A 26,083-nucleotide genomic window follows, 5' to 3' on the forward strand; every position below is an offset into this window, starting at 1 on the left:
ATTTTTATTACACCAAACCTTTTTTAATCTTTTTTTAAAATCTTTTTCTTAACCCTCATGAACGCCTTAATATGAAGCGGTTAGGAGTTTGGTTTAAAGAAAGAAATCCCACACTAAACCAAAACGAAAATTAAAATCCCTATAAGGATTGTTAGGAGCTGAAAAGTAATCGTAGCCTGTAAATGAAGCATTAAAGTGCTCAAACTTAAAAAAGAATCTTGTCTGTCTTATTTTTGCATTAACAAAAAAGTCCAACCTTGGAAATCCTCCAATTTTAGTTTGATTCTGCGTATAAAACTCTGCAAGTAATGGATCATAACTGTCCATATAATAATCTGTAAAATAATTGAATGTTATTCCTGTTTGAAGATACAGTGCTTTCTTCTTGAAAAAATGATTTGAATAGTACAATGTATTTCTTATAACAAATTCAGGCAAATTCAAAGATTTACTTTCATCACCCACCTTTTGATATAATATAGAATTGTCTAATGCAAACTTACCATACTTCAATTCTTTATCGAGTCTAACTTTAAATATATTAAGAGATTCAGATAATTGATTAGGCTTAACAGCGCCTGACTCTTCTTCAGTAACAAAAAATGAAAAATTATCGATGGACATGTACTTTAAAGAGATATCGAGCAGTTTTTTTGAAGCAAAGTCAAATGTTAAGCTGGTGTTCTTTTGATTTTTGAAGTTTGATATGTTATCCCAATTGTAGTTAATATAATCGCTTTGATTGAGCAATAAATTATAATTCGGAGCCTGAGAACTTGTTCCAAGTGTTCCCTTAAGATCTAAATCTTCACTAAACTTATATTGAACTTGACCTAAAAAGTAATTCCCTTCAAAATCACCAATGACATTGACTCCAAAACGAAAATCAACTCTGAATTTATCGAACTCATTGTAATAATTACCATTTAAGTTCAGTATTTGATCTTTAATCCTATTCGGTATTTGTTGATTATTAAGAATAGTTACTTTGTCATAACCGTAATTAATATCATTGTATCCTATTCCGAAATCAATACTACCTAATAATGGCTGTGCAAAATTTAAAGACAGTTCTGTATGAAAATTTTCTAGTGTGGCTCTATCTTTAATATTACTTTGATTAAATGAATCTCCAAAGAAGTCTGATCTAGTCGTTTGATCAAACTGAAAATATTTATCTTCAAAATTGATAATATTTTTTAATGATAGTGTGCTTCCCAAAGAGTCATTTGGTTGAATAATCTCATATTGATGATTTAAATAAAACCTTTTGCCTACTAAAATGTTTTCTGCATTTTCAAAATTTGGATCAAATACACCTCTATCAATAAAATCCTCATTCCCAGAGGTGAAGTTTGGTATATCATCTTCTTTTAAACCTCCATTTTCTTGGTTTTCTAAATCTTGCGTTGTAATGTGTGCTTTAGCTTTATACTTACCATTTTTAGTTCTGTAATTTGTGGTAAATCTTAAATTACCCGTACTAGTAAGTGCATGTTGATAGTTTCCTAGTGATCTTAAACCTTTATAGGCAATAGAAAAATTAAAATACCTTGAAGTATTTACAGTGAAGAATGCATCTAATAACTGACCTTGCTTAAATGCTGTCTTAAAAAATAACTCAGTCAAAGGTGTAGGCACCTCATAATACCTAATATCTTCAACTTCCATGTAATTAAAATGCCTAGCTCTGGCACCAAATTGCGGAAGTAATCTATCATGTGAGATATCTCTAGATAATTGATTATAAGTCTGACCTATATTAGCGAATTGCATCAGGCCAAAATTATCTTTCCTTAAATAATTAAACTTGTACTCTTTTTGAATTGTTAAGGATGTATCAATATATTCTACATTTCCTTCTAGATCATAGGTTTTATATTGCTCAATTTTTGCAATACTGTTATTTACCTTATTACTTTTTTTTCTTGCAGATGTACTATCATTAAAACTATTAGGCTGCAATACTTTTTTATTGCTTTTTACATTCTTATTTGGTTCTAAAGTTTGAGCATGTAAAACACTCACAGAAAAAATGATAAAGAAATAAACAATAAATGTTCTGAACATATTAATAAAATTCAATTAATGCGCAAATTAATAATTCTGCAATAAGGAAATCATAAAAAAAATAAAAAAGCGACCAAATTGGTCGCTTTTTATATTTATATGTGAAATGTATTAGTTACCTACCGAGAACGATCTAACAACCTGTCCTCCAAATTCATCAATTTGATCAAATAGAGATGAATTACCATCACAAGCTATAAGATTACCATTGATAGAACCATTACCATAAGCACAGCAAATACCATCACCGAACTGATCGAAAATTACGAAATCATAGTTTCCATCAGGAATACATAATGTTACAGAGAATGTCTCTAAGTCATCATAGTTTCCAAATCCAGTATCACCATCGATAAAGTCTCCAGAATCAGCATCGTATAATTGCCATGCTGTCTCTTCTGGGTAGTTATCAAAGATAAAGTCAAACTTAACTTCATTTAAAGTACAAGCACTAGAAAAAGAAATCTGTGTTGTACCTCTTGTATTAATAACTGTTCCATCAGGAGCAACAACATCTAATGCTAATACTCTAGATGATCCTTCAGGTATTGCTGAAAAGTCAACATCAATAGGTGTTGATCCAACAAACTCACCAGCAGGAATCGTTACAGAATTTGCAACAGTGTACTCACCAGCCATTGCTGATGTAAGATCAGAATTCACGTTAATAGAAATTGTTCTATCTGCGTTAGATCTTGTTGTAGACTCTACAGTAACAGTACCACTTCCAGCACAGAACTCAATAGTTTGAGAAGCTCTAGCGAAAGATAATCCTGTTTGACCACCATCTGCATCGTAGATGACTAAGTCTTCCTCACAACTAGTGTACGAGAATACAACTAATAAAGCAAGGGTTAATTTTAATATATTATTTTTCATAATTATAAGAATTTTTTATTAATAACCAGGATTTTGTTGTGTTCCAATTCCAGCGTTTGCATTGATCTCAATAATTGGAATAGGTAACGTAAATCTGAAATCAGACGCAGCTAATGTACAAGCTCCACTTTGAGTAGTACAATCTGTTTGATCTCTGTTTACACCTCTATTAGCAGCAACACCTAAACGTTTTAAATCCTTATAACGGTGACCTTCATATGCAAGCTCTATTCTTCTTTCATCAAGGATAGCAGCATAAGCTTCTTGAGCAGAACCATAAGATGGTGTCGCTTGAGCAGAACCAAATCTTGCATCTCTTAATTGCTTGATTAAGTTAGCAGCACCAGATAAATCGTTGTTTGTAGCAACTCTAGCTTCAGCTAACATTAATAACATTTCAGAAGATCTAAATACTTTTAAATCGTTCATTAATGGTCTACCTTCAGATCCTGGGTATTTTTGAATTACTAAAATATCAGTATTTACTGGATCAGGATCAGTAGCATAATTAGGATTGATAACAGATGTTGGTGCAACAATTACATCAAATCTTACGTCATCAGTATCTAATAAGTTAAATACACCTCTATCCATTTCAAAATATGGAGAACCAGATAATGTTGCATCTACGAAAGCAAATACAGAACCAGCCCATCCACCACCAGTGGCAACAGAACCAGTATTAACTTGACCATCATATCCGTCATTAACAGCTCTTTCTAATTTGAAGATAACTTCAGAATTATCATTATCTAACCACATTGCTTGATATTGAGCAGTGTTAGCTAAAGGATAAGAAGATAATAACTGACTAGCTAAAGTTTGAACAGTACCGTAATCACCTCTAGTTAAAGCAGCTCTAGCTCTCATAGCGTTAATAGCATCTGTAGAGATAAATGTTGCATTAGATTGCTCATTACTTAAACTTAAAGCAGTCGCTAAATCATCATTAATATAAGTCCACATTTCACCAGTTGTATTTCTAAGTGGCTGGTAATCTAATGGAGCAACAAAATCAACAACAGGAGCTGCTAAAGTTGTGTCATCAGATGGATCTGGACTAAAGTAAGTTAATAACTCTAAGTTTGCATAAGCTCTAATTGCATAAGTTTGAGCTAATACATTGTTATATAAATCTTCTTCTCCAGCTTCAGGTGTAATAAGAGTAGCAGCTTCAATAAGAATCGTTGCTCTGTTGTTCACTCTAAAGTTACGTACCCAGAAATCCTGAGCAGCAGCACTACCTGCATTTAATACAAAATCGTATAATGCAAATCCTTGTCCACCACTATCAAACCCTACTGATACTTCATCAGTAAAGTTAGCAGATAATGAAATCTCAGGTGTTAAATCCCATTGGTTGTATACGGCTAATAATCCTAGCCTTAAATCTTCAACCGAACGGAAAGCATTCTGTGCATCCAGTCTACCTGGCTGTCTGATATCGATTGCGTCGTTACAACCCATAACTACTGTTAAGAGTCCGACAAATAATATTTTACTAAATTTTTTCATGTGTTTTTTTTTTTAAAATCCTAATTCAAATCCTACAGATATTGTTCTTGGAGTTGGATATGATCTCTGTCCACCGTTAGATTCAGCATCAAAACCTCTCCACTCAGACCATGTGATCAAGTTCTCTCCGTTTACAAATACTCTTGCATTAGAAATACCTGTGTTCTCTAAAAATTTAGCAGGAACATTGTATCCAAAACTTGCAAAACGTAATCTTAAATAATCAGCACTTCTTAAGAAACGATCAGATCCAAAAGAGTTTCTGTTCGCTGCTGTTGGAGAAGGAATATCTGTAACATCACCTGGTTGAGACCAAGCTCTTAGGATATCTCTTGAAAAGTTAAACTGTCCTACATCATCTTCATCTATGAAACTTGCATAGTCATTATCAAAACGATCTACACCAAGTATATAGTTGAATTGAGTTTGTAAGAAGAAGTTCTTGTAATCAAAATTAACTTTGAAACTACCATTCCACTCAGGAGTTAAGTTTTTATCTAACCATACACGGTCAGTATCAGCATCTGGAGATTCAGTAACGTCACCGTTTGCTGTTAAGTATAATAATTCACCGTTTGCTGGGTTAACACCAACATAACGTAATGTAAAGATTTCATTTAAGATACCTCCATTACGACCTAGTCCTATAATTTCACCTTCCGCATTTGGAAGATCTTCTAATTCTGTGATGTTGTAGTTACCTACAATTCCAACATTCATTGCGAAACCTCCTTCAGATTTTGCTTGGAATAAATCATAATCAACAGTAAAATCAACACCTCTGTTATATAATAAACCAGTGTTTGCATTTTGCTGAGTTACACCTGTAGTTGCTGATAATGGTGTACTTTGGAAAAGATCAGAAGTTTCTTTTTCATATACATCAATAGCACCACGTAATCTAGAATTCCAAACACCAAAGTCAATACCAATGTTTGTTTGAGTAACAGTTTCCCATTCTAATGAACGGTTACCTAATTGAGCTAGTCCAATAGAGTTAGCATTACCATAACCAGCACCAGTAGCGAAGAAATCTTCAGTTAAATCTGGACCTGTAAAGTATCCACCACCTGCTACGTTTTGGTTACCTGCTGTACCCCAAGATGCTCTTAACTTTAAGTTATCAATTGCTGAGTCATCCATAAATGCTTCGTTAGAGATATTCCAACGACCAGAAACAGAATAGAAAGTTGCCCATCTATTAGAACCTGCGAAACGGTAAGATGCATCACGACGAACAGTCGCAGATAAACCATACTTCGTATCGTAATCGTAATCTAATGAAGCAAAGTAAGAGAATAAACCTGCATTTAAGATGTTTGCATTAGCAAAATCTCCGAATAAACCGTTAGCAGGAGCAATAAATCCACTACCATCTCCAGGGAAGAATGTCTTAGGATCTAAACCATTTTGTCTATATCCAAAAGTTCTAAAGTGAGCTTTAAAGTACTCTGTATATAATCCAACATCAACTGTATGCTTATCTGCAAAAGTCTTGTTGAAGTTTAAAGACGTTACTTGGTTATAAGCAAACTGTCTTGTTGATTGTTGATCTTGGAAACCAGATGTTGGGTTTTCAGCACCACCGAATAAGATCGCGTTAAATGATTCTGGCCCTTCAGCACGAGTTAAGAACTCACTTTGATAATCACCAGATAATACAACACCAGCTGTTAACCAGTCTGTAATATCATAACTGAAGTTAATACTACCAATCGCTTTAACCTCTTCCTCGAAACGAGTATAAGTTCTAAGTCTATCTAATAAGAATAATGGTGTATTTGTAAATGATAATGGTGATAATAAATCTGCACCATTTGTATAATCAGAAGCAGTAATGTAAGGAACAGACTCATATGCACCTAATACATAGTTTCTGTTAATTGCTCCACTACCAATACTATTTGGCTCATTAGACTTAGAGTAGTTAATACTTAAGTTGATACCATATCTAAATTTCTGATTGTTTGATTTTCCAGAAACGTTTGTTCTTAAGTTAAAACGCTTTAAATCTGAATCTTCTAAAACACCTTCAGTATCTTGGAAACCAATAGATGTAAATTGAGAAGCATTCTCACTACCACTTGTTAATGATAATGTATGACTCTGAGTTACACCAGTACGGAAAAAGAAGTCTTTCCAGTCAAAGTTTGGAGCTGCTGCAATTTGAGCATCTGTTAAAGGTGTCCCGTTTCCAGGGTTAAATACACCTGTACTGTTACCAGCACCTGCACCATTACCTCTAGATCTTTCATAACGAAGTAGATCTTGAGCGTCCATTAAGTCATAGTCATTATCTTGAAGTGTACTGTAAGCCACAAAACCGTTGTAGTTTACTTTAAGTCCTTCTCCAAAATTACCTTGACGAGTCTTAATGATAATTACACCGTTTGCACCTCTGTTACCATAAATTGCAGTTGCACCAGCATCCTTTAAGATGTCGATAGACGCAATATCTTGTGGGTTAAGAGATCTAAAGTTGTCCTCATCTACAGGAGCACCATCTATAATAAATAATGGCTCAGTGTTACCATTAATAGATGCCACACCACGAAGTTGAACTAATGAATTACCACCTGGCTGACCTGAACTAGTTGTAATATTCAAACCTGGTGCTTGACCAGATAATGTTTGAACAAAACTCGCATTCGGTCTGTTTTCAATAGTCTCTGCTGTTACTCTTACAGTCGCAGCACTTGAAGTCGCTTTACTTTGGGTTCTATACCCTGTAACTACTACTTCGTCTAAAACAGCTGCATCTTCCTGCATTGAAACATTGATAGAAGATCTACTTCCTACAACCTCTTCAATAGTTTTAGTACCTACATATGTAAACACTAAAGTTTCATTTGCACTTGCTTTGATAGAATAATTACCATCAAAATCTGTTTGAACTCCACGTGTAGTTCCTTTTACTATTACACTTACACCAGGCAACGGAAACCCGTCTACAGCCGATGTAACTGTTCCTGTGACCGTTTTCTCTTGCGCGAAAGAGAGTTGCATCACAAACGCCATAAATAGCGTCATTAACCATGTTAACTTTAATTTCATAAAACAATTATTTGAGTTAGTCTAGCGCAAACATCTTAATAATATATTAAATAAACAAGTATTTATACTAAAAAAATGTTAACAAGTAATGAAATGGCTTTAATCGATTTTTAGCTTGCAAAACCTTATAATTACTAGTAATTAGATACATAAACCTTAAATAGGTTGCGTTAAAATTTTAACTTTGCTCAAACTTTAACATTTTGACACTAAAACCAACTTTTTCAAATTCAAAATTCGAATGTGGCACAGATGAAGCTGGACGTGGTTGTTTAGCTGGCCCAGTAACTGCTGCTGCAGTTATCTTACCAATCGAATACACCAATACGATCTTAAATGACTCTAAGCAACTTTCAGAAAAGAAAAGAAACACCCTAAAACCGCTAATAGAAGAACAGGCTATCGCCTACTCTTTCTACCATATATTTCCAGATAAAATTGACAGCATCAATATTTTAAACGCCTCAATACTCGCTATGCACAAATCCATAGCTCAACTCGATACTACTCCCGATTTTATAATTGTAGATGGGAATAGATTTAAACCTTATAATGATATTGCCTACGAAACTATTATTAAAGGTGATGCAAAATATCTTTCTATAGCTGCTGCTTCTGTATTAGCCAAAACATATAGAGATGATTACATGGAACAAATTCATAAAGAATTCCCAATGTACAATTGGAAACAAAACAAAGGCTATCCTACAAAAGAACATCGAGCAGCAATTAAAAAATATGGCATTACAAAATATCATAGAAAATCTTTTAGATTATTGCCAGAACAACTCAAATTAGAATTGTAACTTTTTATATTTGTAAAAATCTTTTTACATGAAAAAATTCTGGTTCGTCTTTTTATGTTGCACTTTAATAGTTAGCTGCAAAAATTCTAAGTCAAAGTCATCAAGCCACGTATCACTTATTCCAGAAAACACACAACTTATAATTAAGATAAATTCTACTGAGGGCCTAGAAAATGGTTTGAAAAATAATGCACTTATTCAAACTATAAAAAACTATACTAGAATTGAAGAATTCAGTTCGTTACTTATACCATTAAATAAGACTCAGAATAATAATAACCTTATTGCGGTATCTAAAAATGAAAATGACAGTTTAGATATAAGTTTTATTATTCCCATTTCCAAAAATGGAATTTCGACAGATTCAATCACTGAACTCAAAATAGACTCATCGTATGTTTCAAATCAAAACATACAGAAGTTTTATTTTAATAACAACAGTTTTTACAGTACAATTATAGATAGTACTCTATTTATTTCAAATAAATTAGAACTCACCAAAAAAGCTTCAAATAAAAAAAAGACAGATCATCAAGAATTAGAAACCTTATTAAATACATCTGACACAAAAAAAATGGTTTCCATATGTTACAATCACAAAAACGGAAACATTAAACCTATCATATTTAATGACACAACATTAAATAATAAACAATTTTCAAATTATACGATGATTGACAGCGACATATCGCAAAACTCAATTCTTATTAATGGTATTACTAAAGCTTCTGATTCTACAAAAAGCTTAATCAACATATTCAAGCACACCATACCTCAAGAAAATCAAATCCCCACAATTACTCCAGCTACCATAGATTATTTCAAAAGTGTAACATTTGATAATTATGACATCTTTCATCAAAATTTGATTAAACATCAATTTCAAGATTCAACGACAACACATGAAGCACTGCAGAATGTTGTAGAGATTGGACAAATAAAAAAGAAAGGACAAGAAGCTATTATATTGAAATCCATAGACCCATCCCATACATTGGAAAACCTAAACGTTTCTTATACAGGGAACGAATTTAGATCTGTCGTTATTTACGAACTAGAAAACTCAAATTCTATTTTGAATAGCTTCAATCCCATTCTAAAATCCAAATCATTAAATGAAAACGTCATAACCATAAGTGATTTCATTATTTTCTCAGATGATATTTCATTTTTAAAATCAATAATATCAAACTATCAGAATAACACGACTTTATCTGAAGATGTTTCTTACAAGAATCTAAAACAAGATTTAAGTGACGAATCCTCACTGTTAATTTTTGGTAATTCAACCGAATTAAATGCAATCTTAAACACAAATTTTACTGACGATAAAAAATTAAATCCATCCCAATTTAAAACATCAGCGATACAATATGTTTATGACACAAACTTTGCACATGTAAATGCTGTTTTTAAAACTCACAAAAACAAAACACGTAGTAATTCTGTAAATGAAGAACTCAATATTTCAATTGACGCTGATCTATTATCTAAACCTCAGCTAATAAAAAACCACACTAACAATCAAATGGATATTGTTGTTCAAGATGTAAACAACAATTTATATTTAATTTCCAATACTGGAAAAGTGTTTTGGAAAAAACAATTGAATGACAAAATCATTGGTGACATCAAACAAATCGACATCTATAAAAATGGACGTTTACAACTTGTTTTTAACACTTCAAAACGTCTTTATGTTTTAGACAGAAATGGCAATGAAGTCAAGCCTTTTCCTTTGAGTTTTAACACTCCTATCACTCAACCAGCATCAGTGTTCGACTATGATAAAAAGAAAAATTATCGATTGATGATTACACAAGGTAAATCTGTATCGATGTATGATAAAAACGGTAAAATTGTAACAGGCTTTACTTACAAATCTGCTCAGAATACAATTTCTTCTCAGCCAAAACATTTTAGAATTGGACGCAAAGACTATATTGTTTTTGCTCACGGAAACAAGATTGAAATCTTGGATCGAGTTGGCAGAAAAAGAGTGACTGCAAAGGAGAATATTAGTTTTTCCGAAAACGAAATCTACCTCTACAATAATCGATTTACTACGTCTAATACAAACGGTGAACTTCTAGAAATAAATCAATCTGGCCATGTGAACCACAAAAATCTAAATGCTAATAGCGAGCATAAAATTGCAACAACCAGCAAAACACTAGTTGTCCTGAATGACAATAAACTGACGATAAAATCTAAAACTATAGAATTAGATTTTGGAGATTATACTGCTCCAAAAATTTTCTATATCAATGATAAATTATATATAACAGTAACTGATTTACAGTCCAAAAGAGGTTATCTTTTTGATAGTCAAGCTAAACCTATCGCTAATTTTCCAGTGTATGCAAACTCACAATTAGAGTTGAACAATATAGATCGAGATAATGCTTTAGAAGTTATTACTAAAGGAGATAATGATGCAATCATTGTTTATGAGATTAGATAAAAGACTGCAATCTCATTTTAACCAACTATACAAAAAAGACAACTATTTATACATCATTCTTTGCTGTTTGATTTTGATTAATTACCTTTAAACATGCTATTAATCAATTTGTTATAATCCTCATGCTATATAAATTCACATGCTCAAAACTTGTTTTATCATGTTTTGCGTTTCTATTTATAATTCCCTTATCATACTCGCAAACAAAAAAAATCAAAAGACCAAAAAGCAGAGTAGGTATTTCCAGTGTCGACAATTTTGTACGTGAATCTTTTGATCTTTATGACAAAGTTTACATGTATGATGGCTATGCTGCAGCTGGAACACCATTAGATGATGACGATATTGATGTTTTAGAGGAAGCCCTAGAAGACCTCACTGTTTTAAGTGAAAGTGCTCCAGATATTCTATCAGATATAAAAGGACAAAGTGTACTCAAACAAGGAAAAGCAACATTACAAATTAATAGAGCTAAAAAGGCATTGAAGTACAGCATAAAAACTGCTAAAGAGCTTCTTTTAGGCGAGCGTAAACGCAAGGAGGAGGAAGAAAAAGGCGATACGGATAACTCCACCAAAGACTCAGACAATGATGCTGATTCTAGTGAGAATTCGAATAGTGACAAAGATGATTCCGAAGTAGAAGACAATAAAAATATATCTGATGACCTAGAGATATTAAGTAAATATGATTTTGTCCCAGGAGATAAACTGTTATTTTTTGATGACTTCTCTAAAGACTTTGTTGGTGATTTTCCATCTAAGTGGAACACCAATGGATCTGGTGAAATAGTAAACATTAAAGGCGAAAATTGGTTTGAACTAAAATCTGGCTATGGTCTTTTTTTCGTTCCAGATATTGAAAATCTTCCAGAAGATTTTACAATCGAGTTTGACTTACTTACTAGTGGATTGGATAATAAAACATCGTCTACAGCAAGATTTCATGTTTACCTAAGCGACAATCTTAAATTTAATACTGGCTTAGAACATTATGTAGATGTTTCATTACCTTTTGGACAATTTGGAGCGTTTAATATAAGAGTTGCCAACTACTTTAACAGAGGTGGTGGCGATATAAAAGCTGCATTAAAGTCTGATATTCGAAACGACGTTTTAAACCAACCTCATATTTCAATATCTGTAACTAAAAAACGTTATAGATTATGGGTCAATCAAACAAAATATGTTGATATTCCTAGATTTATTGAAGTTCCAAACGTACTCAATCATATCAAATTCCATATCAATAATTTTAAAGATGGTGAAGAGCGTGTATTTATAAAAAACTTAAAAGTTGCAGAAGGAGGCGTTGATCTTAGACGTAAATTACTCTCTGAAGGCAAAATCTCTACCAATGGTATCCTTTTCGATTCAGGCTCATCTAATATCCAAGTGCAATCTTATGGTATCATTCGTCAAATATCACAGGTATTACAACAAGATGCGACTATACAATTGAAGATTATAGGTCACACAGATGCTGATGGTACAGATGAAAACAACATAAAACTTTCGAAATCTAGAGCCGAAGCCGTTAAACAAGCACTAATCAAAGTCTATAAAATTGATTCAAGCAGGCTCATTTCAGATGGAAAAGGAGAAAGTGAACCTGTAGGTGATAATTCAACTCCAGAAGGTAAAGCACAAAACCGTCGTGTAGAATTTATAGCGCAATAACGTATTTAAGGCAACCAAATCGATGCCTCAGTCTTTATGAAGGCGCCAAAGAGTATTTCTTTGGCGTTTTCTTATTTATTAATGACAAAATTAGTAGTATTGTGCCTCTAAATTTTTGTCATGATTAAACGCAATAAAGCATCAATATCGAAGTGTATTCTTCATAAAGTTGGTAACAAATTTAATAGCACTAAAAATGCCTTTTCTGAACAGCCTATCGACTTCGAAGAGGTAAGTTACGACTTGATGCTTCCGTATTTATTACGACCATTTACTAGTTTAGCAGAATCATACAGGTTCAATCATCATTCTAATGTTGAGCTTAATGAGATAAATAGTTATGCTTCACAGTTATTACAAGATGACACAGACTTTGTAGACATTTCCAAGCATATTGTGACGCATTTGTTTGAACAATCAAATTCTGCACAAATAAAGACTGGGGATGTCATCATATGTCTATTTCATGACATCCAATACGAAGATTATCAAACCGATGCTATTGGTATTTTTAAAATTGAAAACAAATCGCATTTCTTTCAAACTTATTTAGAAAATGGAAGCTATGATATTATCACTCAAAAAGGAATCGCAACAAAAAAAGTAGATAAAGGGGTTTTAATTTTAAATGCTGCAGATACTGAGGGCAAAATAGTATTGAGTGTAGATAACAACAATTATGACGCACAGTATTGGATTAAGAGTTTTTTGAATATTAAATATCCAGACGATTCTAATCAACACACTAAGCATTATATTGAGATGTGTCGAGAGTTTTCAAAAGAAATCATGCAACCACAATTTGGCGGACAAGAACAAAGTAATTTTTTAGCTAAAACAGTTGACTTTTTTAAAGAGCATGACATTGTAAATATAGAATCATTTAAGGAAGAAGTTTTTGAAAAGGAAGATACTATTCAGCTATTTGAAGATTACAAAAAAACATATGAAAATGACCATAATATTCTCATAAGAAATCAGTTTGATGTGTCTGAAAAAGTACTAAAAAAGCAAAAGCAGAAAATTAAAACAGAAATTAAATTAGATACCAATATTGAAATTAAATTGGATGTCGATGCACCAGATGCGTCTGCCGAATATTTAGAGCGCGGCTATGATGAAGAGAAAAAAATGCACTATTACAAAGTGTTTTTTAATGAAGAAGGGTAAACGAATTATCAATCGATTACAAATCTAATGGATTCGTATCTATGGTATTTAACATGGTCATTCTTTTGTACAAAAAAAGCCTAATACAATTAGGCTTTAGAATTATTATACAGTGTTATGATGGCTACTCTATATAACCCATCTCACGCATCCAATCATTATTAAACATTTTACCAACATAACGGCTGCCATGATCATGAAATAACACAACAACAACATCATCTTTAGTAAAATGTTCTTTTAATTGTAGTAACCCTTTTATAGCAGCTCCTGCACTATTTCCTAAGAACATACCTTCTTCCTTGGCTAGTAATTGTGTGTAAACTGCAGCATCTTTATCGGTTACCTTTGTGAATCCGTCAATAATTGAAAAATCAACATTTTCTGGTAAAATATCCTCTCCAATACCCTCAGTGACATAAGGGTAGATTTCATTTTCATCAAAAACACCCGTCTCATGGTATTTTTTAAAAACACTTCCATAGGTATCTACTCCCCAAACCTTTACATTAGGATTTTGTTCTTTCAAATATTTTCCAACACCAGAAATCGTTCCACCTGTACCTACTCCAACAATAAAATGGGTAACTTTTCCATCGGTTTGTTTCCAAATTTCCGGACCAGTACTTTCGTAATGTGCTGTGGCATTACTCGGATTATCATATTGATTCACATACCAAGAATTTGGTGTCTCTTGACCTAAACGCTTTGAAACCGAATAATAACTTCTTGGATCATCGGGTTCAACATCTGTTGGACAAATGACAACTTCGGCACCTACAGCACGAAGAATATCCATTTTCTCTTTAGATTGCTTATCACTAATTACGAAAATACACTTGTAACCCTTAACAATAGCAGCTAGAGCTAAACCCATTCCTGTATTTCCTGAAGTACCTTCAATAATAGTACCTCCAGGTTTTAAACGACCATCAGCCTCAGCATCTTCAATCATCTTTAATGCCATACGATCCTTAACCGAATTACCTGGATTGAAAGTTTCGTATTTTGACAATACTAAACATGGTAAATCTGCTGTAAGCTTGTTTAATTTTACCAGTGGTGTGTTACCAATTGTACCTAATATATTTTCTGCGTAGTCCATTTAATTTATTTTGCGATGCAAAAATAGACAAAACTCAAGATTTAATTAGGTTTTCTTCGGAAAATTACTCGAATCGAATCGCTTTAACAGGAGAAATTTTTGTGATAATTATTGAAGGGATTAGTAGCATAAGGAAACAAGCGATAAAGGTTCCTAGATTAAGCAAAATAATATAGTCCAATCCTATATGCACAGGGATGATAGACACATAATATTGCTCTGGATCTGGAAATTTCAGTAATCCAAATTGTTGTTGAGCAAATAAAAGAGCGAGACCAATTAAGTTTCCCCAAAATAACCCTAAACAAACCAGATATGCCGCATTATACAAAAACATCTTCCTTATACTAAAATTACTACTACCCAAGGCCTTTAAAATTCCTATCATTTGGGTACGTTCTAAAATGAGTACTAATAGTGCAGTAATCATATTAATTCCAGCTACTATGATCATAATGGTAATAATTCCATAAGTGTTTTTGTCAAAAATTTTAATCCATTCAAATGTAGTGTCAAACTTCTCTTCTATGGTTTGAGTATTTAAAAGAGATGGTGTATTATCCCTAATTTTCTTTTCCATTTGGGTGAGTTGAGAGAAGTCTTCAAGATACACTTCAAAATTACCAATTTGTGTTGCCGTCCATTTATTCATACGCTGAATATGACTGAGGTCACCAATCACAAAGGTTTTATCAATCTCTTGAAATCCAGAATTAAAAATTCCAACAATTTTAAAGGTTCGCTGGAATGGAATCTCGTCAATACTCTCTTTACCAAAAACTGTTTGAAATCGGTCGCCAAGCTTAAATCCTAATCGATTCGCCAAATAGCTAGAGATGACAACATCATTACTTAGCTTACCTTCATAGGTTGGCAATTTTCCTTCAACTAAAAATTCTTGAACATAGGTCCAGTCGTAATCTGAGCCTACACCTTTAAGCACAATACCTTCAAAATCGGTTTCGGTTCTAATCACACCAAATTTTGTGGCTACAGCTTGAATATGCTTGACTCCTTCTACAGAATTAAACTTAGGGTAAAAATCTTGCTCAATAGAAATAGGAACAAAAGATTCGTTCGACTCGTTACTGTTAAACTCATTTATAGTGAGATGACCATTAAAAGCAACTACCTTTTCACGTACTTTTTTTTGAAGCCCTAAACCTGTCGCAATCGCAATAAGCATCACAATCATACCAATAGTAATAGCTGCAATACCAATTTTTATTATTGGAGCCGAAACACTACTTTTATACGCTTTACTGCCAATAATGCGTTTAGCTATAAAAAACTCGTAATTCAAAATTTAAAAAATGCGTTTATCGATGTTCAAAAATAGGGTTTTCCCAATAATTATCGTGATTGTTTTAGTCTTGATTTCCTGTGGAAACAAAACAAAAGAGCATACTATTGCAAAAGACATCACAGAATGGCAGAATGAAGTCCTTGAAAATAGTCCTTACTTAGCTCAAATTCCTGATGCCGATTTAACAAAAATTGTGGTAGGAGCAAATTTGACCGACTCTTATACATCCTTGTTAAAAGGCAAGAGCGTTGGAATTGTTGCCAATCAAACAAGTGTAATTTTTAATAAAAGTTATTTCAATAGTTATCTTCGCGAGTATACAATTAAAACTAAGCCGTATACTCACCTTGTAGATTCCCTTTTAAAACGAGATATCAAGATTAAAAAAGTGTTTGCTCCAGAACACGGTTTTAGAGGTAAAGCAGACGCTGGAGAGGTCGTTAAAGACGGTATTGACACCAAAACCGGAATCCCAATTGTATCACTCTATGGAAAAAACAAAAAGCCATCTGCAGAACAATTAGCAAATTTAGATCTAGTTGTCTTTGATATCCAGGATGTTGGCGCACGTTTTTACACCTATATCTCTAGCTTACATTATGTAATGGAGGCTTGTGCCGAGGCTAATATTCCTATGCTTATTTTAGATAGACCAAACCCAAACGGTCACTACATTGATGGTCCTATTTTAGAACCAGAACATAAGAGTTTTGTAGGCATGCACCCCATTCCTATTGTACATGGTATGACTATAGGTGAATATGCCAAAATGATTAATGGAGAAGGTTGGCTTAAAAATGGTATTACTTGTGACATTACTGTAATTGGAATGCAAAACTATAATCATAATAAGACTTATGGCTTACCTATAAAACCATCGCCAAATCTACCAAATGATACGAGTATTAATCTTTATCCTAGTCTTTGTTTTTTTGAAGGCACTAATGTGAATGCTGGTCGTGGTACGTCTAAGCAATTTCAGATTTATGGAAGTCCGTATCTAGATAAAACCGTTTACAATTTCAAATATATTCCATCACCAAATGAAGGCGCTAAATATCCGAAACATGATGGAGTACTATGCTATGGTGAGGACCTAAGTGCGCATGAAAAAATGAACACGCTAGATTTAAACTATCTTATTCGTGCTTATAAAAACTCAATCGACAAATCTGTTTTTTTTAATGATTTCTTTATCAAACTTGCAGGCACAAAAGAACTACAATTGCAAATAGAATCTGGTATGTCTCAAAAAGAGATCAAGGACACTTGGATTAAAGGCCTCAATACGTTTAAAAAAACTAGAGCAAAGTATTTAGTCTACGACTAGAAGCTATTTTTTTTCATTCTTAGAAGCAAGTCGCTCCTTTTCCATTGTCAACAACCATTCATTATCTCTAAAAATCTTAACCACAAATACGATACGTATTGGAGATTGTACAGCAACAAAAACATGCTTTCCTTTTGACAAGTTATTAAGTGGAATTTCAATATATTTTTTGTTGATAATCATATCCACTTCGCGCTCATAATCTGAACTCACAGCATACACTTTATTGATTAGTGCATCACTTTTAAGGATTAATGTGTCTTTAGAGGAATTAAGTTCTTGAATTAAGCCTTTTGCTCTTGTGTTGACATTTTTTTCAAGCTTTGCAAAGTCATTTTGGGCTTGAATACTAAAGTTTAACGAAGTGATTAAACTAAAAAAGATTATAATAAATACTGTTCTCATTTACAAACGTTGGTTAACGTCAACAAACTTGAACTAATAGCATTTTTATAATCCCGAACCTTAAAACTAATTTCTTTTTTGGTTGGTTGGCAAAAAACTCCATGAACGGTAAATAAAACCGAAGTAAAGCATTTTCTCATAGATTAATCAGTATAAGGCTTTCCGTTTGGCCTAAGATGCGTACGTCTATATTCGGCTCTAGATATCATATTAGAGCGATTAGAATCTGAAATATTATAGGCTCTTTTAGTTCGCGTTTGAAAAGTTTCAAATCCATTATCAGCATTAGCAACTGTCAAACTGAGATTAGCTGAATCATAATCTAAAGCATGATTGATAATATCTGCCATAGCGGCATCAGTCGTTTTTTTAATTAATTCATCATTTAGAGCAACTCTTGTGTCTAATGCAGACTTATAATCAAATGGTAATACCCTATCAATTTGGAAAACGATTATCTTATCTGCTTGGTAGAACATAACGGTATAGCTACCTAAAGGCAATTCATCTAATGGAATCTTTACACGTTTAACAGCAGGTTTAAACTCAAATACCTTTTCTGTTGTTTTATTGAGAAAACGTACCTTTTTAAACAAATACTTGTTTTCAAGCACTAAAGAATCTTGAGTGCTTGACAGATTGTGATCTAGATCAAATGCTAATGGGTTTACATTTTTTCGAATAGTAGTGTAGGTTTCTTCTTGAGCAAAAATGGTACTGCTCATAAGTAGAAACATCACTATAACGCATAGGCGATGTATTGGCACGCCAAGGATAGTTAACTTGTTCATGATTGGGGTCATTTAAAGATTAAACTAAAAACAATTCCAACCTCTTTTTTGAGGGAATTGGATTAATAATATATTACAAAGTTAAAAGAGGCTAAGACTAGAATCTAAGTTGTTGGTTAAAAGAAGATAAACCAACGATGAACAGAAAATTTTGGTTTAAAAAATAGATAAACTACAAAAAATCAAACATTTTATTTGAATTTAAAATTACGTAAAACCTTAAAAATGAACACTTAAACGAACACTGCTATTACTTTTTTAATGTTTTAAGTTGAAGAACTCGATTGGGATAATCTGATATGATTCCGTCTACTTTATAGTCGATCATTAGATTAATATCTCCTATCTCATTTACCGTCCATGGAATAATTTTAAACCCTTCTTCTTGATAATTTGAAATGATCTGCTGATTGAGGAGTTTAAAATTCGGACTAATAATTTCAGGGCTAAAAGATAGAACCGAAAGCTTTGTTGCAATCGATTCATTTTCATCAACCAACAGTGCTATTTGTATCCTTTCATTTTGCCTTTTCACCTCCTCCAATGCTCTCAGGTCAAAAGATTGTATGATGACCCTATTTTCGACGCCTTTAGACTTGATTACATTAAGAACAAGCTGAACAAAATGGTTAACTTGAGGTGTGTAAATACCATCATATTCAGGCTTACTTTTAATTTCAATATTATAATTAATGGTTTGGTTTGATTTATGTTCGCCTAAATCAATTACTTCTTCAAGCAATGGTTTAGAGAGTTTTACTTTTTCTTGCAATGGAAATCTTGCGTGAGGTTTAGTTCCGCAGTCATAATATCGTTTAATGCTATCATAGGTCATAGCATATATATTGAATGTCCTTTCGTTATTTTGAAGAATCTCATTTCCGAAGGGATCTAAAGCAATGTCATGACTCATAAATGGTTCATGAGATACGACGACTTCATAATCTTTAGAGATGACAACATCTAACTCTAAAGTTTGAATATTCAAGTCCAGTGCCTTTTTAAACCCAAGTAATGAATTTTCGGGGTAGAGGCCTCTATAGCCACGATGCCCTTGAACATCGAATACCTTATCAGAATTGCAACTCGTTAAGCAAATAACACATAACAACCATAGATAACGCATCATTCAGAAGAATTAATAGTTGTAGGTTTTCTGTATTTATGAAATGGTTGCTTTAATAGTTCTCCTATTTTACCGTTAGCCTCTTCATCTGGAAAAGTATCAACACCATAAACAATGGCATCTCTATCAAGAGTCATGAACGTTCCAAAGAGTCGGTCCCAAATAGAGAAGATATTTCCGTAGTTAGAATCGGTGTAAGGTAACATATAATGATGGTGAACCTTATGCATATCTGGAGAAACTAATACATAGCTAATTGCTTTATCTATCGTTTTAGGCAATTTGATATTAGCATGACTAAACTGAGTTGCGACCAAAGACATCGATTGATATAACATTACAATGGCGATTGGAGCGCCAATAACAAAGACACCAATCAAAGTAAATGCAAAACGAATAACGCTTTCTAATGGATGATGTCTATTTGCCGTAGTCGTATCAACATTATGATCTGTATGATGCACTAAATGCACCATCCAAAGTGGTTTCACTTTATGCTCAACATAATGTGCGAGATAAGCACCAATAAAGTCTAAAAGCAATACACCCAAGAGCACATAAGCCCAAAGCGGTAAATTAGGAATCCAATTAATGATACCAAAATCATTTGCCTTCACCCAATCTGCTGTTTTAACTAACATAAATGCTAAACCAAAATTAATAATGATCGTAGTTAGTGTAAAAAACAAATTTGGAACCGCATGTTTCCATTTTTTATATTTAAAATTAAATAGTGGTAATGTACCTTCGAGAAGCCAGAATAAGGTTAATCCACCTACAAGGATCAAACTCCTGTGTAGCGATGGTATGGTTTCAAAATAAGTGACAATCGATTCCAATAGTTCTAAAAGTTCTTGTTAATGATTTGAGTTGCTTTTTTCAAATTTACTAAAGAAAGTTTACTTCTCAAGGCACTAGCATTCTTTTCATCTTTAAGTAAACCATAAGCAGTGTAATAAAGAAAATCAACTAGCGCAGTATTTGCTTCTATAATCTCGGAAGGATCCATGCGTTTAAGCTGTCGTAAAGCTTTTCGGGGCTTATTTAGAACAAGGCTTTGCTTTATTCTTAGCAAATCCATTCTTTGAAGCAAAGTCTGCTTATTTTCTATTGTGTCATTTAAATAGGTATTAGCCTCATCTAAATATATTGAAGACACCTTGATAATTTCGGCTCTAACCTCTTTGTTCACGTAAATACCAAAATCTATATATTTAGAAGCTAAACGAAATGTAGTATAAAAGTCTTTTTGTTTGGAGTAATTAGTTAGTTCTCCTTTTAAAATAGAGGTACTTAAAGCATATCGTTCGACGAAAGTTGTTATATTTAGATAGAAGTTATCATACACAACAATCCTGTTAATTATTGTGCCATTAGCATCTAAAATTTTAATAGAATCATCATTAAATTTGTCAATATACTTTTTACTGTGCTTGCCTTTTATCTTTTCGTAAAGTTCTGTATACTGAGATTCATTTACAACTACTGGTATAAAGTGCTCCCAAATTAAATTATTAATATATTCGTTTTTGAACATGTTTTCAATGACAATGCTACCACCTCTATCATTACTTACTTTAACTGGTTCTGGATATAGTGTAGATTCTTCCCAAACCATAAGAATTAACTTGTCTTGAATAAGCGCCAATCGTTTTGCTGCTTCAAGAGATGTGTACCAATCTGTTTCTTGTGAGACACCAAGAATAGGAAAAGTTAATAATAAAAATAATACAATTTTTTTCATATTAAATCATAGTTTAATGCGTTGTTTCATCTCTTCAACTATATGAAATGCTGCAGGACAAATAGCAACATTCTTTAGTGTAAGATTAGATATCTGTTGAAATTTCTTTCGATCTGTATGTGGAAACTCACGACAAGCCTTTGGTCTCACATCATAAATAGAACAATAATTATCTGTTCCCAAAAATGTACATGGCACAGACTGCAATACGTAATCATTTTCTTCATCCAAACGCAAGTAAGTATCTATAAATTGTTGCTGCTTCATTTTAAAAAATTTAGCAATGCGTTCAATATCTTTAGGTGTAAATAAAGGGCCTGTAGTTTTACAACAGTTTGCACATTCTAGGCAGTCTGTACGTTCAAATTCTGCCTCATGGAGTTCTTGCATAAGATAATCTAATTGCTTAGGCGGCTTTTTTTTAAGCTTTACAAAGAATGTCTTATTTTCCTTATGCTTATCTTTGGCGAGTTTTGGAAGATGATGTATCAGGTCTTGCATAACACAAAAATACTACTTTTATGAAAGACCTTTTTGGGAAAGCCTTACTAGATTATCACACCAATAATTATACCGAAGACCTCATTACGTCCACTAATATTTCGGGAGAAGATGAATTACCGCTTCCTTACTTATTTAGAAGCTATTCTGAAATGCCCAAACTAGAACAAAAGGCCTTACAATTGTGCAAAGGAACTATATTAGATGTTGGTTGTGGCTCTGGGAATCATAGTTTATACTTACAGGAGAAAGGGTTTAATGTTAAAGCTATTGATATTTCTAAAGGTGCAGTTGCCGTCTCTAAAGCCAGAGGTGTTAAACATATAGAACTAAAAGCAATTCTAGATGAAACTGACACCTTTGATACCGTTTTGCTCTTAATGAATGGGACTGGTGTTTTTCAGGAACTATCTCAAGTACCAACCTATTTGAAACATTTAAAATCACTTTTAAATTCGGAAGGTCAAATTTTAATAGATTCTTCAGATATAAAATATATGTATGAAGATGACGATGGTGGCTTATGGATTGACACCAATGCTAACTATTATGGCGAATTGGATTATTTTTTAAGTTACAAAAACGAAGATGAAACTCCAATGAAATGGCTATATCTCGATTTTGATCGTTTACAATTGGCTTGTGAATCTGTAGGTTTACAATGCGAAAAGATTATGGAGGGTGAGCATTTTGATTATTTGGTAAAAATTACTGCTCTTCTCCATTAACAAATGTTTGTTCTACTTTAATATTAGGAATTTCATTTTGATCAACCGTCATGATATCTTTATCTAAAATGATAAAATCGGCTAGCTTTCCTTGTTCTATACTTCCCTTTTCGTTTTCTTCAAAATTAGAATACGCAGCCCAAATGGTCATTCCTTTTAGGGTTTCTTCTCTGGTCAATCCATTTTCTTTCTGAAATCCATCTTCAGGGAATTGCTCTAAATCTTGTCGTGCTACAGCCGCATAAAACGTTAAAAACGGACTCACTTGTTCGACAGGGAAATCGGTACCCAAAGCTACTTTTCCGTAAGCATTTAGCAATTGTTTATAAGCATAAGCGCCTTTAACACGCTCACTTCCCAAACGATCTTCAGCCCAATACATATCACTAGTTGCATGTGTAGGTTGAATGGATGGCAAGACATTTTTATAGAGATTGAAATCTTCTTGAGAAACCACTTGGGCATGCTCTACACGCCAACGTCTATCAGGTTTGCCGTTTAAGACCTTATTATAAGTCTCTAAAACCGCATGATTTGCCGAATCACCTATGGCGTGTGTATTCATTTGATACTCTGAATCTGCAATTTTTTGAGCCGAAGCATTAAATGTTTCTAAATCGGTTACCAATAATCCAAAATGATTAGGTTTATCACTATAAGGAGCTCTTAGCATAGCTCCACGTGATCCTAAAGCACCATCAGCATAAAACTTAAATGAACGTACATTTAATCTATCGGTTTTAATAATTCCTTTTTTTGTGTAATACTCTACATTGTCTTTCGAAAACGACACCATCGCATATACACGCATTTTTAAATCTCCTGCTTGTTGCAAACTATCAATAATTTCAATTGAAGCTTGACTAAGTCCTGCGTCATCAACTGTAGTTAATCCTAAATCAAAACAAATATCTTGAGCTGCCATTAACGCTTTTACAGTATCATCGCGTGTAGGTTTAGGCCAATAATTCATGACTAAATTCTCGGCATTATCTACTAAAACTCCTGTAAGCTCACCGTTTTCAATAACGACTTCTCCTCCTTCTACTTTACTATCAACAGTAACTTTCCCTAGATCTAAAGCAGCTTGATTACACAGTATCGCATGACCATCAACACGTGTTAGAGCGACAGGAGTATCTGGGAACATTTTATTTAACAGTGTGTTATTTGGAAACTTCTTTTCCTCCCAATCGTTTTGATCCCAACCTCGTCCAGTGATGAATGACACATTGTTTTTATTCTGAAAATCTAAAACACGCTTTACAACGTCTTCAAAACTTTTTGTTCCTACAAGATTTACTGCTTGTTGGTTAAATCCTAAACCTAAAAAATGGCAATGTGCATCAATAAACCCAGGAACGATTGTTTTACCTTCAGCATCGATTTCACGTGCTGAAGTATACTTCGCTTTAATCTCTTCAGTAGTTCCGACTTCAAAGAATTTTCCATCTTTAATGGCAAAAGCTTCTGCTTTGGTAAAAGCATCATTAACAGTATACACATTAGCATTAATTACAATGGCATCTACAGATTGCTGCTCTTTAGAACAAGAGAAAGACACAATTAAAAGTAAAAGAATGGTTAGTTTTTTCATAGTTGGAATATTTAGACGTATAAAAATACAAAAAGCATTCAATCTCTTAGTTTAGAAGTTGAATGCTTTCTATAATTTATTAAATCTACATTTTAAAAATCAAACTGATACGTCGCTCCAGCCAAAAACTGAATGCCTTGCACTGGATAATTTAACCAACGGTTGTAATCTTGGTTTGCGATATTGTTTGCTTTAGCAAATGCCGACAATTGATCATTAATTCGATATCCTAAATGCGCGTTTAGATCAAAATAACTATCTAACGTAATTGTTTCCCGTATTGGAAGTGTTAATGTACCAACGCCTGTAATAAATTCGTCCTTTCGCTCTCCAATAAAGAATAAGTTGGCACCAGCAAACCAATGTCTATTAATTTGATAATCTAAAAAGGCAGAGGCTTTAATATCTGGCAAGTTCCAAGGTTCGGCTTCATTATCAGTATCATAGGCAAAATATTCAGCTTTTAGACCTAACTTAAAATTTCTATTCACATCTATATTTAATGCTCCAGCCACTGAAAAAGTTGTAACATCATCATAAGTTATTCCGAAAGAATTTCCATATTGATAGTTTTCACGATCAACACCTGCATCTGGGTTAGCTTTAAATAAAGCGCGATTGTTATCGGCTAAATAATGTCCACTAACATCATAGCTCACACTATTAGAAAGTCTTCCTTTTAATCCAAGAGATACATTATAAGCTTGATCTGTTGGAATGATAAATAAGGTCGGGGAAACAAACGGGTTTTCTTGTGCAAAATCATAATATGAATTTTGAATCAATCCGCCTTCTATACCTCCATAGGCAATTAATAACTCATCAACTAAACGATAGCTCGCGGTAAAATTAGGATAGATAAAAAACTTACCATCACTAGCTTCAGTATCATTAAGATATACCAAATTAACACCTAAATTCACTGTAAGATCATCTTGTATTATTTGATAGCTCGGTGCCAATCCAAAATTGATATTGCTATAGTTTAACTCATTGGTATTAAAGTAAGCTCTATCAAATGAACCTCCAATATAATCGATAGTCACTTCGGTATTGATCACCTCATCATTTACAGGTACATCAAATTCTGATTTTAAAACAAACCTGTTTTCACCAGAATCTTGATTATCACCAAAACGTCTATACAACACACTACCTTTATTGATAATAGCATCTTCAAAATTGATATTTCCACCAAAATTAGCTGCGTAAAATGAATGATCGACATCAAAGGTTGGAATACTTTGGTCTGGAACACCATACCAATTAAAGGTTTGCAATTGGAACCCACCTTCAACTTTCCATGAGTAGTCATTGAGTTTCTGACTGTAATGTGCATTTAAGCCAGTTTCCGAAAAATTATTATCGAAATTCACGCCATCAATTTCTCCAGCAGATGAATGATGACTAAAATATCCACCTACTCGTTCCGAATTACTTAAGGCATGATTAAGGTAGACTTCACCGAGAATCGTAGTGTAGGTTCCAACACCCAAAGAAGCATAGTTATCGAACAATTTTACAGGCTTTTCTTTATCGACATTAGCAGCCTTTCCTTTTGCAGGTGTAAATGTTGATGCCACTGGTATTGAAAAAATATTATACTTGATTTCCTTCTTTTTTGTTGTGGTAGAATCGTTTAATGATGGCGTTTCTTTAATTTTAAACGCATCAGAAATCTTTGGTGTGTATGGTTTAACCACGTTTACCACATCAGTATCAATCGTATCTTTTTCTCGCTCTTGCGCGAAGGTCTTAGTAACGCTTAATGCTAAAATGACTAAGACAATATATTTAAGTTTGTTTTGCATAG

General features: G+C 33.2%; 20 protein-coding genes. 6 read left to right on the plus strand and 14 right to left on the minus strand.

The window, feature by feature from the left end; genetic code table 11:
- Window positions 1-93: 93 nt before the first annotated feature.
- From Q0783_RS12050 to Q0783_RS12065, 4 genes are all read right to left on the minus strand, one after another.
- Window positions 94-2,028, minus strand: a complete 1,935-nt coding sequence (locus Q0783_RS12050; RefSeq protein WP_298895477.1) for a putative porin — start codon at window positions 2,026-2,028, stop codon at window positions 94-96.
- A gap of 153 nt (window positions 2,029-2,181) precedes the next feature.
- The gene (locus Q0783_RS12055) at window positions 2,182-2,949 is read right to left on the minus strand and encodes a hypothetical protein (protein ID WP_298895479.1); all 768 of its coding nucleotides are present in this window, start codon (window positions 2,947-2,949) and stop codon (window positions 2,182-2,184) included.
- An 18-nt stretch (window positions 2,950-2,967) separates the two neighbouring features.
- Window positions 2,968-4,464: a RagB/SusD family nutrient uptake outer membrane protein gene (locus Q0783_RS12060; protein ID WP_298895480.1), complete on the minus strand. Its 1,497-nt coding sequence runs from the start codon at window positions 4,462-4,464 to the stop codon at window positions 2,968-2,970.
- Between the two features lie 12 nt (window positions 4,465-4,476).
- Window positions 4,477-7,518: a SusC/RagA family TonB-linked outer membrane protein gene (locus Q0783_RS12065; protein ID WP_298895481.1), complete on the minus strand. Its 3,042-nt coding sequence runs from the start codon at window positions 7,516-7,518 to the stop codon at window positions 4,477-4,479.
- Window positions 7,519-7,721: 203 nt separating this feature from the next.
- Between Q0783_RS12065 and Q0783_RS12070 the strand changes: the two genes are divergently transcribed.
- The 4 genes from Q0783_RS12070 to Q0783_RS12085 all read left to right on the plus strand — a co-directional run bounded on the left by Q0783_RS12070 (window position 7,722) and on the right by Q0783_RS12085 (window position 13,637).
- Entirely contained in the window at window positions 7,722-8,324 is a 603-nt protein-coding gene (locus Q0783_RS12070; protein WP_298895483.1) for a ribonuclease HII, read from the plus strand.
- A gap of 28 nt (window positions 8,325-8,352) precedes the next feature.
- The gene (locus Q0783_RS12075) at window positions 8,353-10,788 is read left to right on the plus strand and encodes a ribonuclease HII (protein ID WP_298895485.1); all 2,436 of its coding nucleotides are present in this window, start codon (window positions 8,353-8,355) and stop codon (window positions 10,786-10,788) included.
- A 122-nt stretch (window positions 10,789-10,910) separates the two neighbouring features.
- Complete coding sequence (locus tag Q0783_RS12080; protein WP_298895487.1) at window positions 10,911-12,467, plus strand: OmpA family protein; 1,557 nt, start codon at window positions 10,911-10,913, stop codon at window positions 12,465-12,467.
- 120 nt (window positions 12,468-12,587) lie between these two features.
- Window positions 12,588-13,637, plus strand: coding sequence for a nucleoid-associated protein (locus Q0783_RS12085; RefSeq protein WP_298895489.1), 1,050 nt, complete (start codon window positions 12,588-12,590; stop codon window positions 13,635-13,637).
- Between the two features lie 124 nt (window positions 13,638-13,761).
- Here Q0783_RS12085 and Q0783_RS12090 read toward each other — a convergent pair whose 3' ends face one another.
- A complete protein-coding gene (locus tag Q0783_RS12090) occupies window positions 13,762-14,742 on the minus strand; it encodes a cysteine synthase family protein (protein ID WP_298895491.1) in 981 nt (326 codons plus the stop codon).
- A gap of 64 nt (window positions 14,743-14,806) precedes the next feature.
- Window positions 14,807-16,045, minus strand: a complete 1,239-nt coding sequence (locus Q0783_RS12095; protein ID WP_298895493.1) for an FtsX-like permease family protein — start codon at window positions 16,043-16,045, stop codon at window positions 14,807-14,809.
- 10 nt (window positions 16,046-16,055) lie between these two features.
- Here Q0783_RS12095 and Q0783_RS12100 point away from each other — a divergent pair, with 10 nt between their 5' ends.
- The gene (locus Q0783_RS12100) at window positions 16,056-17,378 is read left to right on the plus strand and encodes a DUF1343 domain-containing protein (RefSeq protein ID WP_298895495.1); all 1,323 of its coding nucleotides are present in this window, start codon (window positions 16,056-16,058) and stop codon (window positions 17,376-17,378) included.
- Window positions 17,379-17,381: 3 nt separating this feature from the next.
- On the opposite strand, the gene Q0783_RS12105 is transcribed toward Q0783_RS12100, so the two are convergent.
- The 6 genes from Q0783_RS12105 to Q0783_RS12130 form a co-directional block, all read right to left on the minus strand.
- Window positions 17,382-17,783, minus strand: a complete 402-nt coding sequence (locus Q0783_RS12105; RefSeq protein ID WP_298895498.1) for a hypothetical protein — start codon at window positions 17,781-17,783, stop codon at window positions 17,382-17,384.
- A 143-nt stretch (window positions 17,784-17,926) separates the two neighbouring features.
- The gene (locus tag Q0783_RS12110) at window positions 17,927-18,574 is read right to left on the minus strand and encodes a hypothetical protein (RefSeq protein WP_298895500.1); all 648 of its coding nucleotides are present in this window, start codon (window positions 18,572-18,574) and stop codon (window positions 17,927-17,929) included.
- A gap of 250 nt (window positions 18,575-18,824) precedes the next feature.
- Window positions 18,825-19,703: a glycerophosphodiester phosphodiesterase family protein gene (locus tag Q0783_RS12115; protein ID WP_298895502.1), complete on the minus strand. Its 879-nt coding sequence runs from the start codon at window positions 19,701-19,703 to the stop codon at window positions 18,825-18,827.
- The gene (locus Q0783_RS12120; RefSeq protein WP_298761926.1) at window positions 19,700-20,539 is read right to left on the minus strand and encodes a sterol desaturase family protein; all 840 of its coding nucleotides are present in this window, start codon (window positions 20,537-20,539) and stop codon (window positions 19,700-19,702) included. Before Q0783_RS12120 ends, Q0783_RS12115 begins: the two co-directional genes overlap by 4 nt.
- Window positions 20,540-20,544: 5 nt before the next feature.
- Window positions 20,545-21,444 (minus strand): hypothetical protein, encoded by a 900-nt coding sequence (locus Q0783_RS12125; protein ID WP_298895504.1) that lies wholly within the window; start codon window positions 21,442-21,444, stop codon window positions 20,545-20,547.
- A gap of 6 nt (window positions 21,445-21,450) precedes the next feature.
- Window positions 21,451-21,945: a YkgJ family cysteine cluster protein gene (locus Q0783_RS12130; RefSeq protein WP_298895506.1), complete on the minus strand. Its 495-nt coding sequence runs from the start codon at window positions 21,943-21,945 to the stop codon at window positions 21,451-21,453.
- Window positions 21,946-21,965: 20 nt separating this feature from the next.
- On the opposite strand from Q0783_RS12130, the gene Q0783_RS12135 reads away from it, so the two are divergent.
- On the plus strand, window positions 21,966-22,673 hold the full coding sequence (locus Q0783_RS12135; RefSeq protein WP_298895508.1) for a class I SAM-dependent methyltransferase: 708 nt from the start codon (window positions 21,966-21,968) through the stop codon (window positions 22,671-22,673).
- Here the strand turns inward: Q0783_RS12135 and Q0783_RS12140 are convergent.
- Both Q0783_RS12140 and Q0783_RS12145 read right to left on the minus strand, forming a co-directional pair.
- A complete protein-coding gene (locus Q0783_RS12140; RefSeq protein WP_298895510.1) occupies window positions 22,654-24,270 on the minus strand; it encodes an amidohydrolase in 1,617 nt (538 codons plus the stop codon). The two genes, Q0783_RS12135 and Q0783_RS12140, sit on opposite strands and share 20 nt — an antisense overlap.
- Before the next feature lie 92 nt (window positions 24,271-24,362).
- Entirely contained in the window at window positions 24,363-26,081 is a 1,719-nt protein-coding gene (locus tag Q0783_RS12145) for a TonB-dependent receptor (RefSeq protein ID WP_298895512.1), read from the minus strand.
- Window positions 26,082-26,083: the final 2 nt, after the last annotated feature.

The sequence above is a fragment of the uncultured Psychroserpens sp. genome, from assembly GCF_947500255.1.
In the GTDB taxonomy this organism is placed as follows: Bacteria; Bacteroidota; Bacteroidia; order Flavobacteriales; family Flavobacteriaceae; genus Psychroserpens.